The sequence below is a fragment of the Nocardia gipuzkoensis genome, from assembly GCF_021183645.1.
GTDB classification, from domain to species: Bacteria; Actinomycetota; Actinomycetes; order Mycobacteriales; family Mycobacteriaceae; genus Nocardia; species Nocardia abscessus.
This window is the reverse complement of the sequence record NZ_CP089225.1, coordinates 3,200,579-3,217,040: the sequence shown is the minus strand read 5'-3', so window position 1 is coordinate 3,217,040 and position 16,462 is coordinate 3,200,579. Positions and strand designations below refer to the sequence as shown.

General features: G+C 68.8%; 13 protein-coding genes. 5 read left to right on the top strand and 8 right to left on the bottom strand.

Translation table 11 applies throughout. From position 1 onward, the window contains the following. Positions 1-32: 32 nt before the first annotated feature. From LTT66_RS14550 to ssd, 3 genes are read right to left on the bottom strand one after another with little or no spacing between them, the layout of a single operon-like run. On the bottom strand, positions 33-827 hold the full coding sequence (locus tag LTT66_RS14550; RefSeq protein ID WP_233067655.1) for a type II secretion system F family protein: 795 nt from the start codon (positions 825-827) through the stop codon (positions 33-35). After that, positions 824-2,008, bottom strand: a complete 1,185-nt coding sequence (locus tag LTT66_RS14545) for a TadA family conjugal transfer-associated ATPase (protein WP_233067652.1) — start codon at positions 2,006-2,008, stop codon at positions 824-826. The genes LTT66_RS14550 and LTT66_RS14545 overlap by 4 nt, the downstream gene beginning before the upstream one ends. Then, positions 2,005-3,111, bottom strand: a complete 1,107-nt coding sequence (gene ssd / locus LTT66_RS14540; protein ID WP_233067650.1) for a septum site-determining protein Ssd — start codon at positions 3,109-3,111, stop codon at positions 2,005-2,007. Before ssd ends, LTT66_RS14545 begins: the two co-directional genes overlap by 4 nt. Before the next feature lie 696 nt (positions 3,112-3,807). Between ssd and LTT66_RS14535 the strand changes: the two genes are divergently transcribed. Then, positions 3,808-4,617: an HAD-IB family hydrolase gene (locus LTT66_RS14535; protein ID WP_233067648.1), complete on the top strand. Its 810-nt coding sequence runs from the start codon at positions 3,808-3,810 to the stop codon at positions 4,615-4,617. A gap of 491 nt (positions 4,618-5,108) precedes the next feature. Here LTT66_RS14535 and LTT66_RS14530 read toward each other — a convergent pair whose 3' ends face one another. From LTT66_RS14530 to LTT66_RS14510, 5 genes are read right to left on the bottom strand one after another with little or no spacing between them, the layout of a single operon-like run. After that, entirely contained in the window at positions 5,109-5,855 is a 747-nt protein-coding gene (locus LTT66_RS14530) for a Fic family protein (protein ID WP_233067646.1), read from the bottom strand. A 52-nt stretch (positions 5,856-5,907) separates the two neighbouring features. After that, complete coding sequence (locus LTT66_RS14525) at positions 5,908-7,584, bottom strand: dipeptide ABC transporter ATP-binding protein (RefSeq protein WP_233067644.1); 1,677 nt, start codon at positions 7,582-7,584, stop codon at positions 5,908-5,910. Continuing rightward, positions 7,581-8,537 (bottom strand): ABC transporter permease, encoded by a 957-nt coding sequence (locus LTT66_RS14520; RefSeq protein WP_233067641.1) that lies wholly within the window; start codon positions 8,535-8,537, stop codon positions 7,581-7,583. The genes LTT66_RS14525 and LTT66_RS14520 overlap by 4 nt, the downstream gene beginning before the upstream one ends. Further along, entirely contained in the window at positions 8,530-9,456 is a 927-nt protein-coding gene (locus LTT66_RS14515) for an ABC transporter permease (protein ID WP_233067637.1), read from the bottom strand. Before LTT66_RS14515 ends, LTT66_RS14520 begins: the two co-directional genes overlap by 8 nt. A gap of 54 nt (positions 9,457-9,510) precedes the next feature. Then, on the bottom strand, positions 9,511-11,100 hold the full coding sequence (locus tag LTT66_RS14510) for a peptide ABC transporter substrate-binding protein (protein ID WP_233069251.1): 1,590 nt from the start codon (positions 11,098-11,100) through the stop codon (positions 9,511-9,513). 412 nt (positions 11,101-11,512) lie between these two features. Here LTT66_RS14510 and acs point away from each other — a divergent pair, with 412 nt between their 5' ends. The 4 genes from acs to LTT66_RS14490 all read left to right on the top strand — a co-directional run bounded on the left by acs (position 11,513) and on the right by LTT66_RS14490 (position 16,453). After that, positions 11,513-13,459, top strand: coding sequence for an acetate--CoA ligase (acs, locus tag LTT66_RS14505; protein ID WP_233067634.1), 1,947 nt, complete (start codon positions 11,513-11,515; stop codon positions 13,457-13,459). A 168-nt stretch (positions 13,460-13,627) separates the two neighbouring features. After that, positions 13,628-14,932, top strand: coding sequence for a Na+/H+ antiporter NhaA (nhaA, locus tag LTT66_RS14500; RefSeq protein ID WP_233067631.1), 1,305 nt, complete (start codon positions 13,628-13,630; stop codon positions 14,930-14,932). A gap of 33 nt (positions 14,933-14,965) precedes the next feature. Next, positions 14,966-15,472 (top strand): phage holin family protein, encoded by a 507-nt coding sequence (locus LTT66_RS14495; protein WP_233067628.1) that lies wholly within the window; start codon positions 14,966-14,968, stop codon positions 15,470-15,472. Between the two features lie 45 nt (positions 15,473-15,517). After that, on the top strand, positions 15,518-16,453 hold the full coding sequence (locus tag LTT66_RS14490) for an alpha/beta fold hydrolase (RefSeq protein ID WP_233067625.1): 936 nt from the start codon (positions 15,518-15,520) through the stop codon (positions 16,451-16,453). The last annotated feature ends 9 nt before the right edge of the window (positions 16,454-16,462 follow it).

The following is a 16,462-nucleotide window of genomic DNA, read 5'->3' as shown; positions in this document are numbered from 1 at the left end:
CGGCCGGCCTCGACCGTCCGTCGAAAGCGATCTCATACGAGCACCTTTCGCGTGATGGCATCGGTCCACAGCAAGCCCGCGCAGGCCAGCGCCGCACCGAGCGGCAGCAACACCGTTCCCGCGGACGAGACGAAGAGAACGTGCAGAGGCGACGCACCCATCAGTTGGCCCAGCGCTATACCGAGAAACGGCAAGCAGGCCAGCACCGCGGCGGTGGCGCGTGCACCGGCCAGCGCGGCGGTGGTGCGGCCGTGGAATCGAATGCGTCCTGCGAGGTCCGTCCGCGCTGCCGACAGCAATTCGGCCAGTGCCAGACCGTGCTGCTCGGCCACCTGCCAGGCGCCCGCGACTCGGGAAAGTTCGACAGCCACAGGCGAGTCCGGGCGGCGCAGGCCCTCCGCCGCCGAGCCGCCGAGCCGGCTGCGTGCGGCGCCGACGGCGAACGCGTGCGCCGATTCGCCCTGCACCTCGCGCGCGGCCACCTCGGCGGCAGCGCTCGGGTGGGCTCCCACGCGCAATTCGGCTATCACGGCCTCCAACGCATCGAGCAGGTGTCCGCGCTCGAGATTCCTGCGCCGGTCTCGCGCCGCCCGGCGGCCTCGCAGCCCAACCGTTCCGGCGACCACGCCGACCGCGAGGAACGGACCCGTCCCGAAGGCGACGAGCGCAATCACGACGCCTGCGACCGCACCGACCCGAAGGATGGTTCCGCGCAGCGGCATTCGAGGCCGGTCGGGCGCGGTGAACAGCTCACCGAATCGGCGCCGGGATCGCGGGGCGGGCACCACGAGCAGCGCCAGCGCGAGGCACAACACCGCACCGCTCATCGGTCGAGCCGCTCGGAGAGCAGGCTGGACAGGTCCGCGGCGGCCGGAGCCGCACCCGTCTCGTGCCAAGCCGGTGTGATCCGCACGCGCCCCGAATCGGTGCGGTGCACCAGACCGATCTCGCGCAGGCCGCGCGAGCCGTCCGATCGGCGGTGCACATGCAGGACGACCTGCACCGCGGCGGCGAGTTGACTGTGCAGAGCCGCTCGATCCATTCCGCCCAGCGCGGCGAGGGCTTCCAGACGGGCCGGGACCTCTTGCGGCGAGTTGGCGTGCACCGTGCCCGCCCCGCCGTCGTGACCGGTGTTCAGCGCGGTCAGCAGGTCCACCACCTCGGCGCCCCTGACTTCGCCGACCACGATCCGGTCCGGCCGCATGCGCAGCGCTTGACGGACCAGGTCGCGCACCGTCACCTCGCCGACGCCCTCCACATTCGCCGTCCTGGCGACCAAGCGGACCACGTGGGGATGCGGTGGCGCGAGTTCGGCCGCATCCTCGACGCAGACGATCCGCTCGGACGGATCCACCGTGGCGAGCAGACCGGACAGCAGCGTCGTCTTCCCAGCTCCGGTGCCGCCGACCACGAGGAATGCCAGCCTCGCCCGGACCACCCGCTCCAGCAGCAGCTTCGCGGCGGCGGGCACCGAACCCGCCGCGGCGAGCGCGTCCAGCCCCTGGGTGGCCGGACGGAGCACGCGCAGCGACAGACAGGTGCCACCGTGCGCGACCGGCGCGAGTACCGCGTGCAAACGAACCCCGAACGAATCCCCGAGCGCCGCACCCGTTCCGGATAGCCGACCGTCCACCCATGGTTGCGCGTCGTCGAGTCGCCGCCCCGCCGACAGCGCCAAGCGCTGCGCCAGCCGCCGGACCGCGGCCTCGTCGGAGAAGGTGACGGAAGTCTTCTCCAGACCGTGCCCGCGGTCGATCCAGACCGCGTCCGGACCGGTGACCAAAACGTCCGCGACATGCGGATCGTGCAGCAGCGGTTCGAGTACGCCCGCGCCGGTCAGCTCGGTCTGCAACAACCGCAGCGCCCGTAGCAGGTCGGTGTCGCCCAGCACCCCGCCCGCCTCGGCGCGGATCGCGGCGGCGACCTGCGCCGGGTCCGGATCGCCGGTTTCGGTGGCCAACCGCTCGCGTACCCGGTCCAGCAGCTCGCTGGTCAGTATGGCGCTCATCGCCGCTGTCCGGGTGCCGCGCTGAGCACGCCGAGCACGGCATCGGCGGCATCGCGCAGCGGTCCGCGGCGGAGCGAAATCCCACCGCGCTCCAGACGGTGTGCCAAGCCGGCCTGAGCGCCGACGGCGGCGAGCAGCGGAAGGCCGAGCACCTCGGCGACCTCGGCTCCGCGTAGCCCGCCGGGTGCGGGCCCGCGAACGATCAAGCCCTGATTCGGGTTTCGCCGCGCTATGTGGGCGGCCACCGCTTCGGCCGCGGCGACTGCTCGCAGGCGCGCCGGAACCACCAGCACCACGAGATCCGCCGAGTCGAGCATCTGGTCGGCATGCGGCCCGCGCTCGCCCGAAATATCGCAAACTACGAAATCGCCTGCGGCACGGCCTGCTTCGATCACAGCGCGGACTCCGGCCGGGCCGAGTTCGCGTGGCAACCGCCCAGCACCGCAGCGCCCGCAGGACAACACCGCCAGCCCCGGCGCCGCGACGGGCAGCGCGCCGTGCAGCGCCGCAGCGGACACCCGCCCGTCCTCCACCACCAGCTCGGGCCAGCGCAGGCCCGGCGTGTTCTCGATGCCGAGCAGCAGGTCGAGACCACCGGCGAAGGGTGCGCCATCGACCAGCAAGGTTTCGCGCCGGAACCCTTCGGCGGCGGCGCGCAGCGCGATCGCGACGGCGAGGGTGGACGCCCCGGCCCCGCCGCCCGCCCCTGCTACGGCGACCACCACGCCGTCGCCCGCGCGCTGCTCGCCGTACTCAGCAAACATCTCGATGAGCCCCACCGCGGCGCCCGGCAGAGCGATAGCTCGCTCGGCGCCGACCGACGCGGCGGCCTGCCAGTCGAGCAAACCTGGCTCACCGTCGGTTACCAGCACCACGCCGGTCCTGCGCAGATATCCGGCCGCGGCCGCCTCCTGCGCCGCACGGGTGTCCAGGATCACCAGCGGAGCGCCCGTCCAGGCATGTCGGCCGACGGGTTGGGTCCGCTCGTCGAGTGCCCGTTCGGCGGCCGCAGCGATCCGCCGGACTTCGTCACGCAGCCGATCGTCATCGATGAGCACGAGGGCGGGCGGGGGCCCGCTCGACTCAGGTGCTGCAAGGTTCATGCAGGTCAGCGTCGCTGAACTCGAGCAGCGGAAGAAGGGGCAGGATGCCGAATGTGGATAACTCGCGGGCTGTGGACAACCATCCAGGCCACGCGGCCCACCGAGCCGTCCCCGAAAATAGAGGACGGCCCCAGCCGGGGGGGGAGGAGGCTGGGGCCGTCGGGGTTCAGCCCCGGGGGGTCGGGCTGAACGCGCCTGGACTATGTCCAGGTGCCAGCAATACTACACCCAAGCCCCGGCCACCACGCAAGTCTGCCATCGGACATCTTTGTGGCCGCTGCAGCCCCGGCGTCTGCGGGGCAAACTTCTCCGCTGCGCCGGCCACAGCCGCCGCGCCGCCCGGAACACCCCGTGCCGAATGAGCGCGGCCGAAGTCCATCCGCCGCCCATACTGGGCCGATCGCAGGCAGGACAGCCACAGAACAGGCGCGGCGGTTCGGTACGCGATCACTGACCGGCCGCCCCGATGCAGCGCAGCCGGACAGACCCCGCTCAGAATCGCGCGCCGGGCCGAGCGAAACCGAGACGGTCCCCCCGAGGCCCGCGCTCGTCTCTGGGCCCGGCCGGTCCGGAGCTGCCCCGCAGCCCACTGTCGAGCCCGACTCAGGCGACTCGAGGGCGGCGAACAAGCAACGCCGAACGAACTTGCCCGGCTCCGGGCCCAGCGGACGCGATACCGCCACCTATCCTGGTCAGGTGGACAACTCAGCCACCGCGGGCGGCCGCGTCGCCGCCTTCTTCGATCTGGACAAGACCGTGATCGCGAAGTCGAGCACGTTCGTCTTCAGCAAGCCCTTCTACGCGCAGGGGCTCTTGAACCGGCGCGCCGTCCTGGAGAGCAGCTACGCCCACTTCCTGTTCCTGCTGTCGGGCGCCGACCACGACCAGATGGAACGGATGCGCGCGCACCTGACCAGCATGTGCGCGGGCTGGGACGTCGAACAGGTGAAATCGATTGTGGCCGAGACGCTGCACGAGCTGGTCGATCCGCTGATCTACGCGGAGGCGGCCGATCTGATCGCCGACCACAAGATCCGGGGTCACGACGTGGTGATCGTCTCGGCCTCCGGCGAGGAGATCGTGGGCCCGATCGCCGAAGCGCTCGGCGCCTCGCACACCGCGGCCACCCGGATGGTCGTGGCGGACGGCAAGTACACCGGCGAGGTGGAGTTCTACTGCTACGGCGAGGGCAAGGTCACCGCCGTCGAGAAACTCGCCGCCAGCGAGGGTTACGACCTGACCCGCTGCTACGCCTACTCCGACTCGATCACCGATCTGCCGCTGCTCGGCACGGTGGGGCACCCCACGGCGGTCAATCCGGATCGCAATCTGCGCCGCGAGGCCACCGCGCGCGGCTGGCCGATCCTGACCTTCTCCAACCCGGTGTCGCTGTGGGCGCGCTTCCAGGCGCCGTCCTCGACGACCCTCGCGGCGACGGCCGCGGTCGGCTTGAGTGCGGTGCTGGCGGGTGCGATCAGCTACCGGATGCTGCGTCGGCGACGCTGAGGTCCGGTCGCTCGAGCGCCCGCACCCATCCAGGACGCCAGATGCTTGCCGAGGGGTTCGCCGACTTAGCAGACGCGGCGAAGGACCAGGCATTTAACCACGAAACGCCGAGAAACACGCCGATTATTCAATGCCTTTCGACCTCTTGATGTGAGTGCAGTCACAGTGTAGAAAGGTAACTACGGAAGGAAGGAAGGCCAAGGCAGCACCAGAAGAGAAGGCACTGTCTCCCGACCCTCTTTCCCAGCACGGACACCAGGCACCCACGCGGAGCGCGCCGCGACAAGGGCAGAAGCGTTGTGGGCCTGCGAAATACGGATAGTCGACGGCGAAGGCCTCGCACAGGTTGCGGGGATGAACCGGCCGATGTCCGGATTGTCGCCGAGGCCGCAGAACACAACCCAATTAGCACGCTTGGTAACCGGGTAGTCCGTGCTAGCGGGCGGTGAGGTCGACAGACAACGCCGCCCGCTTTGACGTGTACAGGGGGATCATCCCGCCGCCGAGTCGGCGATCGACGTGGCCTCGCGCGCACCGTCCTCGAACGCCCCGCAGCAGTAGATCACCCAACCACCCACAGCCTCCGGATCCCCGCTGCCGAACCCGGCGGCCGCGTCCAGGTACGCCTGACGCCTGCGCAGCCAGAACACCTCCGGCACGCCGAGGCTGTGCGGGTCCAGCCCACTGGACACCGCGACCAGCCGGGAGGCCGCCCGCGCGACCACGCCGTCGGCCGTTCCGAACGGCCGCAGCGCCAGTAGCTCACCGTGTACTACGGCGGCGAGCACCGGCGCGGGCGCCCGCGAGCCGAGCACCGTCTGCGCCAGCAGATCCAGCCGCTGGGCCACACCCGCGTCGCCGCGCGGCCTGCCGAGCGTCTCTTCCTGCTCCACCAGATCGGCCGCGGCGAGCAGATGCAGCCGCGCCAATGCCTGCAGCGGAGCGCGCTGCCAGACGCCGACCAGATTCCGCAGCGCGTCGCCGTCCAGCGCCTGACCGACGCGCAGCGAACCGGCCAGAATCGGGTCCGCCACGCGACCGTCGGCGGGGATGTCCGTGCTACCGCCATCGATCGCCGCCGAGGACCGGGCCGCACGCACCGCGGCCTCGGCCGCTGTGGTCGGCCACCCGCGCCGGTTCGCTTTGTGCCGGTGCACCTCGGCGAGCGCGTCGCGGGCGCGGTCGGCCGCGTCCCGGACACCGGGCAGATCGACGAGGGGCTGGAGCGGATCGGTCACGGGATACGAGGCTACTTGCGCCCGCAGGGAGCGATCCGCGCGCCCGGCCCGCCTACCCGGCCAGCAGATCGCGTCCCGGGATCGCGTCGAGCAGCTTGCGCGTGTACTCCTGCTGGGGATCGTCGAACACCTCGTCGGTCGTCGCCGCTTCGACCACCTTGCCGTGCTGCATGACCAGCACGTCGTCGGCGATCTGCCGGACGACGGCCAGATCGTGGGTGATGAACAGATAGGCCAGTCCCAGCTCCGCCTGCAGGTCGTTGAGCAGCTGGAGGATCTGGGCCTGTACCAGAACGTCGAGCGCGGAGACCGCCTCGTCGCACACCACCACTTCGGGCCGCAGGGCGAGCGCACGCGCGACCGCCACACGCTGACGCTGTCCGCCGGACAGCTCGTTGGGGTAGCGCCGCATGACGCCGACAGGCAGCGCGACCTTGTCGAGCAGTTCCCGCACCGTCGCCTCGCGCTCTGCGGGAGTGCCGATCCCGTGGGTCCGCAACGGCTCCTCGATGGTGCGGTAGATCGTGTACATCGGGTCGAGCGAGCCGTACGGGTCCTGGAAGATCGGCTGCACTCGGCGCCGGAACGCGAAAGCGCCCTTGCGATCCAGGGTCGCCACGTCCTTGCCGTCGAAGGTGACCGAGCCGGAGCTGGGTTCCAGCAGACCGAGCACCATGCGCGCCACCGTCGTCTTGCCCGAACCGGATTCGCCGACGATCGCCGTGGTCGACCCGCGCCGCAACCGGAACGACACATCGTCCACCGCGACGAACTCGCTGGACTTCCACGGTGCACGACCGCGAATGCGAAAGGTCTTCGTCAGGTGCTCGGTCACCACCACTTCGTCCGGCACCGCCGTGTCATCGGCCGCTACCTGCACGGCCTGCGCGTGGATCTCGGTTCGGCGCCGCACCGCGGACCGGCGCTGCGCGGCCAGCGAGGGCGCCGAGCTCACCAGCCGCTTGGTGTACAGGTGCTGGGGATCGCGCAGAATCCGCAGGGCAGGCCCGGATTCCACGACGCGGCCGCGATACATCACCACCAGGTGTTCGGCACGCTCGGCCGCCAAACCGAGATCGTGGGTGATCAGCAGGACCGCGGTGCCGAGGTCGGCGGTGAGCTGCTCGAGGTGGTCGAGGATCTGCCGCTGCACGGTCACGTCGAGCGCCGAGGTCGGCTCGTCGGCGATGAGCAGCTTGGGCCGGCAGGACAGGCCGATCGCGATCAACGCCCGCTGGCGCATGCCTCCGGAGAACTCGTGCGGGTACTGGTTGACCCGCCGTCCGGCGTCGGGCATGCCCGCTTCCTCGAGCAGCTCCACCGCTCGCTTCGCGGCAGTCTTGCCCTTCGCGATGCCGTTGGCCTCGAGCGTCTCGCGGATCTGGAATCCGATCTTCCACACCGGGTTCAGATTCGACATCGGGTCCTGCGGCACCAGCCCGATGCCGCTGCCGCGGACCGCGACGATCTCTCGCTTCGAGGCAGCGGTGAGATCCTTGCCGTCGAATCTGATCGAGCCGGAGGTGATCCGGCCGGTGCCGGGCAGCAAGTCGATGATCGCGTGCGCGGTGGTCGACTTGCCCGAACCGGATTCGCCGACGATGGCCACGGTCTGTCCCGGATAGACCGACAGGCTCACATCGCGCACCGCGGGCACCGGCTTGCCGTCGGCGGTGAAACTCACGTTCAGATCGGTGATCTCCAGCAGCGGCCGTGCGGACTCGCTCATCGCTTCCTCGCCTTCGGGTCGAGGGCATCCCGCACGGCGTCGCCCAGCATGATGAAGCTCAGCACGGTCAGCGCCAGCGCCGTCGCCGGATAGAACAGGATGGCGGAGGTACGGATCTCCTTCTGCCCGGTGGCGATGTCCGCGCCCCAGGACACCACCGTGCGCGGCAGTCCCACACCGAGATACGACAGCGTCGCCTCGGTGACGATGAAGACGCCCAGCCAGAGCGTGGTCACCACGATCAACGGTCCCGCCGCGTTCGGCAGCACGTGACGCAGCAGCGTCTGGATCCGGGAGACGCCCAGCGCTTTCGCCGCCGTCACGTAGTCGCTGTTCTTCGCCTGGATCACCGCGCTGCGGGCGATCCGCGCCGCCTGCGGCCAGGTGAACGAGGCGAGGATGACGATCACGGTCCAGATCGTGCGCGCGTCCAGCAGCTGCATGATCACGATCGCGGCCAGCATCAGCGGAATCGCGTAGAAGATCTCGGCGACCCGGGAGACGATCGAGTCCAGCGGCCCGCCGTAGAACCCCGACAGTGCCCCGAGCGTTCCGCCGATCAGCACGAACAACAGCGTCGCGCCCACCCCGGCGAGCACCGAAGCCCGCGCGCCGTAGATGGTCCGGGCGTAGATGTCGCAGCCTTGCTTGTCGAAACCGAACGGGTGGCCCGCGCCGCGCGGGTCCATGCTGAAATCGCCATTGCAGTAGCGCGGATCCTGATCGGTGAACAACCCCGGCCAGATCACCACGATCAGCACGAACACGATCAACACCGCCGCGACGACGAAGATCGGGTTGCGCCGCAGCTGCCGCCACGCGTCGCGCCAGAGGCTGGTCGGCGCGCCCGCGTCCAGAACCGCGTCGGTGGAGAGCACCTCGACCTCATCGGGCGGTGCGACGAAGTGCTCCTGGCCACGGCGCGCGCCCGCGCGCGCGGTCGGGTCAGGCATAGCGGATCCTCGGATCGAGTGCGGCGTAGAGCAGGTCGACGATCAAGTTGGTGAGCAGGAAGATGACGATCAGCACCGTGACGAAGGAGACCACGGTCGGCGGCTCGCCCCTGGTGATGGCCTGATACAGCGTGCCGCCGACGCCGGGGATGTTGAAGATGCCCTCCGTGACGATCGCGCCGCCCATCAGCGCGCCCAGGTCGGCGCCGACAAAGGTGACCACCGGGATCATCGAGTTACGGAGGATGTGCACGGTCACCACACGCGGCCTGCCGAGTCCCTTCGCGGTCGCGGTGCGCACGTAGTCGGCGGACATGTTCTCGGCCACCGAGTTCCGGGTCAATCGCAGAACGTAGGCGAACGAGAGCGAGCCGAGCACGAACGCGGGTACCAGCAGTTCGCCGACCGTCGCCTTCCCGGAGACGGTCACCGGAGCGATCCCCCACTTGACCCCGAGCAGATACTGCGCGAGGAAGCCCACCACGAAGACCGGCACCGCGATGACCATCAGGCTGACCACGAGCATTGCCGAATCGAACGGTTTGCCCTTGCGCAGCCCGGCGATCAGGCCGAACAGCACGCCGAAGACCGACTCGATCAACACCGCCATGAACGCCAGCTTGATGGTGATCGGAAACGCGCGCGCGAGTTCGTCCCGCACCGGCCTGCCGGAGAAGGCGGTGCCGAAGTCCAGCGTGAGGATGCCCTTCAGATACAGCAGGTACTGCACGATGAAGGGCTCGTCCAGGTGGTAACGCGCCCGCAGCTGTGCCTCCACCGCGGGCGTCATCGGCTTGTCACCGGCGAGCGCGTGGATCGGGTCACCCGGGACGACGAACACCAGGGCAAAGATGAGCAGCGTCGCACCGAGGAACACGGGGATCATCTGAAGCAGACGCCGCCCGATATACCAGGCCATTTCACCTCCGGGGTAACACCGCCGAGCGCCACGCGGACGCCGGGCGGCCAGCGTCTACTTCTCGATGTTCTCGAAAGCGAACAGACCGTTCCAAGCGAGTTCGGCCTTACGCACACGGTCGGAGCGGCCCGCCGCTGCCACGTAGTCGAAGACGGGGATATCGGCCAGGTCCTTGATCAGCAGGGCCTGGGCCTGCGCGACGATCCGGTAGGACTCCTCCTGGGTCGGGGCGGCCAAGGCGGCATCGAGCAGGCGGTCGAATTCGGGGTTGGCGTAGTCGACGTTGTTGGTATCGGAGTAGCTGTAGTACTGGGAGGTGAGGAACTGCAGCATTGTCGGGTAGTCACCCTGCCAGCCGTAGCGGAACGCCTTGTTGATGGTATGGGCGTTCACCTCGTCGCGGATGTTCTTGAACGTCGGGTACGGCACGCCGATGGCGTCGATGCCGAGAGTGTTCTTGACGCTGTTGGCCACCGCCTCGATCCAGGCCTGGTGGCCGCCGTCGGAGTTGTAGGCGATCTCGTAGCGGCCCGACCACGGCGAGATCGCGTCGGCCTGCGCCCACACCTTCTTGGCCTCGTCCGGGTTGTACTTCAGCACCTCCGAGCCGGGCAGGTTCGGCTCGAAACCGGGCAGTGTGCTCGCGGTGAAGTCGCGCGCCGGAATCCGGGTGCCGTGGAAGATGTTCTGCGCGATCTGTTCCCGGTTGATCGCCATCGAGATCGCCCGCCGCCGCAGCAACCCTTCCTGGCCGGAGAAATGCGCGACGTTGGACTGGATGCCGATGTGCTGGTTCTGCGCGGTCGGTTTGGTGATCGCGCGGTCGCCGAGGTCCTGCTGGTAGGAGGTGAGCGCGCTGTCGGGCACGGTGTCGAGCGCGTCGAGGTTGCCCGCCTGCAGATCCGCGTAGGCGGTGTCGAAGGACTGGTACATCACGAACCGCAGCCCCTTGTTCTTGGCCGGGCGGCCGCCGGGATAGTCCGGGTTGGGCACCAAGTCGATCTTGACGTTGTGCTCCCACGCCCCGGTCCGGGCGAACTTGTAGGGGCCGTTGCCGATCGGGTTCTCCCCGAATGCCTTGATGTCCTTGAACGCGGCTTCGGGCAACGGATAGAACGGCGCGTAGCCGAGTTCGGTCTCGAAGTCGATCGAGGGCGCTTTCAGCTCGATGGTGAAGGTGCGGTCATCGATCACCTTCAGCCCCGACATCGTCTGTGCCGTGGGCTTTTCCGCGGACACCTCATCGAAACCGACGATGGGACCGAACACGTAGCTCTGCAACTGCGCGTTGCTGCCGAGCGCACCGTAGTTCCAGGCGTCGACGAACGATTTCGCCGTCACCGGGGTGCCGTCGGTGAACTTCCAGTTCGGTTTGATGGTCACCCGGTAGTTCTTCCGATCCGTGGTCTGGATCGACTCCGCCATCTCGTCGTGCGCTTTGCCCTCGGCGTCGTAGTACTTCAGGCCCGCGAACAGCCGGTCGACCACCCGCCCGCCCATGTTCTCGTTGGTGTTGGTGGGCACCAGAGGATTCTGCGGCTCGCCGCCGTTGACGGTGACGATGTCGGCGTCGGCGCCGTCGCCCGGGGAACATGCGGACAGTCCGAGACTCGTGGCCAGCACGACCGCCGCGGTCAGCGCCATCGCTCTGTGGAATTTCAACGCGTCCTCCCGGTGCGAGAAGGGGGGAGCCGGACGCCACTCGCGCGAGGTCCATCAGCGCATGCCGCCACGATCCCCCTGTTTGGTTGGCAGAGTAACCACCGGCGCGGGCACTGTCACCTGATTGATCCGAGTTCGTTGCACTTGTTACCGATCCGGCAACATTGCCGAAACACCCCGACTTTCCTGGGAAAATGGCCGTCCGGCCGAAATTATCTCCGACGAAACGGCCGTGCGGGGCCGCCGCGCGCCGACGCCGAGCAGGCGGAGCCCGGCGGTGCGCAGTCGGCTCGACCCGGGCGCCACACCGTACGCGGCGTAGGTCACAGTTGATTACTGTCGAACTCGGCTGCGTCGAATCGTGCGCTCAGGCTACGTGGAAAGAAGAGACGAGATGACCGAAACCAGCGCCGACCACAGGGACTCCTACCCACCGACCGCGGAGTTCGCCGCGGCGGCGAACGCCGATGCCGGGCTCTACGAGCGGGCGGCGGCCGATCGCGACGCGTTCTGGGCCGAGCAGGCCCGCAGGCTGCACTGGGAGCAGCCGTGGACACAGGTGCTGGATTGGAGTGACGCGCCGGTGGCGAAGTGGTTCGTCGGCGGCACACTCAACGTCGCCTACAACTGCGTGGACCGCCACGTCCTGGACGGACACGGCGACCAGGTCGCCATCCACTGGGAAGGCGAACCCGGCGACTCCCGCGCCATCACCTACCGCGAACTCCACGACGAGGTCTGCCGGGCCGCCAACGCCCTGACCGCACTCGGCCTCACCACCACAGACCGGGTCGCGATCTACATGCCGATGGTGCCCGAAGCCATCATCTCCATGCTCGCCTGCGCCCGCCTGGGCCTGACCCACTCCGTCGTCTTCGCCGGCTTCTCCCCCACCGCGCTGCGCCAACGCGTAGACGACGCCGGCGCACGCCTGGTCATCACCACCGACGGACAATGGCGACGCGGCAACCCCGCCCCCCTCAAAGCCGCCGTCGACGAAGCACTCGGTGATGACCCCACCACCGTCGAACACGTCCTGGTCGTGCGCCGCACCGGCATCGAGGTCCCCTGGACCCACGGCCGCGACCTGTGGTGGCACGACACCATCACCCCCGCCTCACCCACCCACCAACCCCAACCCTTCGACGCCGAACACCCCCTGTTCATCCTCTACACCTCCGGCACCACCGGAAAACCCAAAGGCATCCTCCACACCACCGGCGGCTACCTCACCCAAACCGCCTACACCCACCACACCGTCTTCGACCACAAACCCGCCCAAGACATCTACTGGTGCACCGCCGACATCGGCTGGGTCACCGGACACAGCTACATCGTCTACGGCCCCCTCGCCAACCGCACCACCCAGATCGTCTACGAAGGCACCCCCAACTACCCCGACGAACACCGCCACTGGCAGATCATCGAAAAATACGGCGTCACCATCTACTACACCGCCCCCACCCTGGTACGCACCTTCATGAAATGGGGCCGAGAAATCCCCGCCGCCCACGACCTGTCCAGCATCCGGCTCCTGGGCTCGGTCGGCGAACCCATCAACCCCGAAGCCTGGCGCTGGTACCGCGAAGTCATCGGCGCGGGTCGCACCCCCATCGTGGACACCTGGTGGCAGACCGAAACCGGCGCCATCATGATCTCCCCACTACCCGGCGTCACCGCCACCAAACCCGGCGCCGCCATGACCCCACTACCCGGCATCTCCGCCCAAGTCGTCGACGAAGAAGCCACACCAGTACACCGCGGCGAAACCGAAGCCAACGGCTACCTCGTACTCGACCAACCCTGGCCGTCCATGCTGCGCGGCATCTGGGGCGACATGCAACGCTACAAAACCACCTACTGGGAACGCTTCGCCGAACAAGGCTGGTACTTCGCAGGCGACGGCGCCAAACTCGACACCGACGGCGACCTGTGGATCCTCGGCCGCGTCGACGACGTCATGAACATCTCCGGCCACCGAATCTCCACCGCCGAAGTCGAATCCGCCCTCGTCGGCCACCACACCGTCGCCGAAGCCGCCGTCGTCGGCGCCACCGACCCCACCACCGGCCAAGGCATCGTCGCCTTCGTCATCCTCACAGCCGAAGCCCAAGACACGGGAACCGCACTGATCAACGACCTCAAAAACGAAGTCGCCCGCGAAATCAGCCCCATCGCCCGACCCCGCGAAATCCACATCGTCCCCGAACTCCCCAAAACCCGCAGCGGCAAAATCATGCGCCGCCTCCTACGCGACATCGCCGAAGGACGCGAACTCGGCGACACCTCCACCCTGGTCGACCCGAGCGTCTTCGAGGCGATCCGCGCGGGCAAGGACTGACCGCCACAGACGCTGAGCGCGGCCGGTGGCGGATCCGTCACCGGCCGACCCGTTAAGATTGCGTACGGTGTGCCGGGAAGTCTGGTCGGCGAGCGGTCGCGCATCCGTAGAGCCGATTCCGGTGGGTGCCGCCTCCGCGCCGGCTGCCCACCGCCCGAAAGGTTTCCCGTGATCACGCCAGTGCGCTCGGAACTGTCCCGCTACCTCCGCACGGAAACCGTCGGCGGCGCACTGCTTCTGATCGCGGCCGCGACCGCGTTGCTGTGGGTGAACTCGCCATGGGGAGCGAGTTATCTGACGATGACCAGGACGGTCGTCGCGATCCCGCCGTTGCACCTGCAGCTGACCCTGGCCGACTGGGCCGCGGACGGTCTGCTCGCGGTGTTCTTCTTCGTCGCCGGGCTGGAACTCAAACGCGAACTGGTCGTCGGCGAGCTGGCCGACCGCAGACGCGCCACGCTGCCCGTGATCGCGGCGATCGGCGGTGTGGTGACCCCCGCGCTGATCGCGGCGATCGTCGGGTTCGGCATACCGGGCATGGACCGCGGCTGGGCCATTCCCGTCGCCACCGACATCGCGTTCGCGCTCGCCGTGCTCGCGCTGACCGGTTCGCGCATTCCGGCGGGCGCGCGCGTTTTCCTGCTCAGTCTCGCCGTGGTCGACGACCTGATGGCGATCGTCCTGATCGCGGTGCTGTTCACCACCGCGGTATCGCTGCTGTGGCTGCTCATCGCCGCCGGGTGCTTCGCGGGGTGGGCGCTGGGGCAACACGCGCGAATCCGCACGCCGTTGCTCTATGTCCCGCTGGCGTTGGTGTCCTGGTACGCGCTGCACGAAGCGGGCATCCACCCGACCTTGGCCGGTGTCGCGCTCGGCCTGCTCAGCCGGGTGCGCCCGGATCCCGGGGAACGTGTAGCGCCCGCCGCCCGGCTCGAGCACCTCTTCCAGCCGATCTCCGCCGGACTGTGCGTCCCGCTCTTCGCCCTGTTCGCCTCCGGAGTGCCGTTGAACCCCACGGTCTTCGGCGAGTTGTTCACCGATCGGCTCGCGCTCGCGGTGATTCTCGGTCTCCTGGTGGGCAAGCCCCTCGGGATCTTCGGAATGAGCTGGGCGGCAATCCGGTTGGGCATCGCGACGCGCCCCGGCGGACTCGGCTGGCGGGACATGTTCGCCCTGTCGGTGCTCGGCGGGATCGGCTTCACGGTTAGCCTTCTGGTGGCGGAGCTCGCTTTCGCCGACGTCGCGGACGCCTCCGCCGCCGAGTTGGCGAAAGCCGCTGTGTTGGTCGCATCAATGGCGGCGTCGCTCGCCGGTTCGGCGCTACTGTTGCGGCGTGGGCGTGTCCACCAGGCTCGGCGGGACGCCCGTGCGTTACAACGTGAACAGCACGGCGGCGCGAGCGATCCGTCCGGAGGCGGTAGCCTGCGTGACCACGGAGGGCACCGGGAACGCCGCCGATCAAACGGGAGTTGAAGCAGTGCCGGGACAGGGAGAAGGGTCGACCAAGTGAGTTTCAACCACGGCGGTAACGGGAACGACGCGGAGCGCGGTCGTACGGTCACCTCCATTCCCCTCACGGACGCCGATCCACTCGGCTCCGCGAGCTTCGGGACCCTGGTCCGCGACGCCGCCGAGCAGATGTCGACCCTGGTCCGCGCCGAGGTCGAACTGGCCAAGGCCGAGGTCACCGGTGAGATCAAGAAGGGCCTGCAGGGCAGCGTCTACTTCATCCTCGCGCTCACCGTGCTGCTGTTCAGCACCTTTTTCTTTTTCTTCTTCCTCGGCGAGTTGCTCGACGTGTGGCTGGCGCGCTGGGCGGCCTTCCTGATCGTCTTCCTGCTGATGATCGCGGCCACCGCGGCGCTGGCGTTCCTGGGGTACCTGCGGGTGAAGAAACTGCGCGCGCCGGAGAAGACGATCGACTCGCTCAAGCAGGCGCGCACGGTGCTGCCGCACAGCCTGGGCGCGGCCGCGCACGACGACCGTCTCGCGCTGCAGAAGCAAACTTCCTAGGCGCGCTTTCGCGAGCCGGTACGGCGGCTACTAGGCTCGGTCGCCGTGTCGGCGAACTTGCTTCCGGATCCGTCCAGCGTCCGTTACGACGGACCGTGGACACATCGGGACGTGCACGCCAACGGCATTCGATTCCACGTCGTGGACGCGGCGCCCGAGCGGTCCGATGCCCCGCTGGTCGTGCTGCTGCACGGCTTCGCGGACTTCTGGTGGTCCTGGCGGCACCAATTGACCGGCCTGGCGGAACTCGGCTATCGCACCGTGGCCGTCGACCTGCGCGGCTACGGCGACAGCGACAAGCCGCCGCGTGGTTACGACGGCTGGACGCTCGCCGGTGACGTCGCCGGGCTCATCCGGGCGCTCGGCTACACCGAGGCCACGCTGGTCGGGCACGCCGACGGCGGACTGGTCTGCTGGACCACCGCGGTGCTGCACCCGCGGCTGGTTCACTCCATCGCGCTGGTCGGCTCGCCGCATCCGTCGGCGCTGAAGAGTTCGGTACTGCGCAACCGCCGCCAGCGCTCGGCCTGGCTGCCGAACTTCCTTCGCTATCAGCTGCCCCGTTACGGCGAGCATCTGCTGACCACCGCCGACGGCTTCGAAGTGGAACGGTTGCTGCGGCAGCGGGTGAGCGTGGGCTGGTCCGGCTCCGCCGAATTCGTCGACACGGCGCGGCGGATGCGCTCGGCCATCCAGATCCCCGGCGCCGCGCATTGCGCGCTGGAGTACCAGCGCTGGGCCTTCCGCAGCCAGTGGCGGCCGGACGGCCGCCGCTTCATGGCGACCATGCGCGACCCCATCCACATCCCGGTCCTCGCCATGCGCGGCGACCTGGACCCCTACATCCTGCCCGCCACGTTCCGTCGCGGGCACGAATGGTCACCGCGACGACGCCTGGTCCGGGTCCCCGGCGCGGCCCACTTCGCGCACCAGGAGAACCCGGACGTGGTCACGGCAGAACTCGCGAAGCTCCTGACCTGAATCGCGAGG

What these genes read in the sequence shown, in the direction of transcription:
- LTT66_RS14525 (WP_233067644.1), bottom strand. Translation starts at nt 7,584, where the DNA reads ATGAGCGAGTCCGCACGGCCGCTGCTGGAGATCACCGATCTGAACGTG.
- LTT66_RS14545 (WP_233067652.1), bottom strand. Translation starts at nt 2,008, where the DNA reads ATGAGCGCCATACTGACCAGCGAGCTGCTGGACCGGGTACGCGAGCGG.
- ssd (WP_233067650.1), bottom strand. Translation starts at nt 3,111, where the DNA reads ATGAACCTTGCAGCACCTGAGTCGAGCGGGCCCCCGCCCGCCCTCGTG.
- LTT66_RS14515 (WP_233067637.1), bottom strand. Translation starts at nt 9,456, where the DNA reads ATGGCCTGGTATATCGGGCGGCGTCTGCTTCAGATGATCCCCGTGTTC.
- acs (WP_233067634.1), top strand. Translation starts at nt 11,513, where the DNA reads ATGACCGAAACCAGCGCCGACCACAGGGACTCCTACCCACCGACCGCG.
- LTT66_RS14520 (WP_233067641.1), bottom strand. Translation starts at nt 8,537, where the DNA reads ATGCCTGACCCGACCGCGCGCGCGGGCGCGCGCCGTGGCCAGGAGCAC.
- LTT66_RS14550 (WP_233067655.1), bottom strand. Translation starts at nt 827, where the DNA reads ATGAGCGGTGCGGTGTTGTGCCTCGCGCTGGCGCTGCTCGTGGTGCCC.
- LTT66_RS14510 (WP_233069251.1), bottom strand. Translation starts at nt 11,100, where the DNA reads ATGGCGCTGACCGCGGCGGTCGTGCTGGCCACGAGTCTCGGACTGTCC.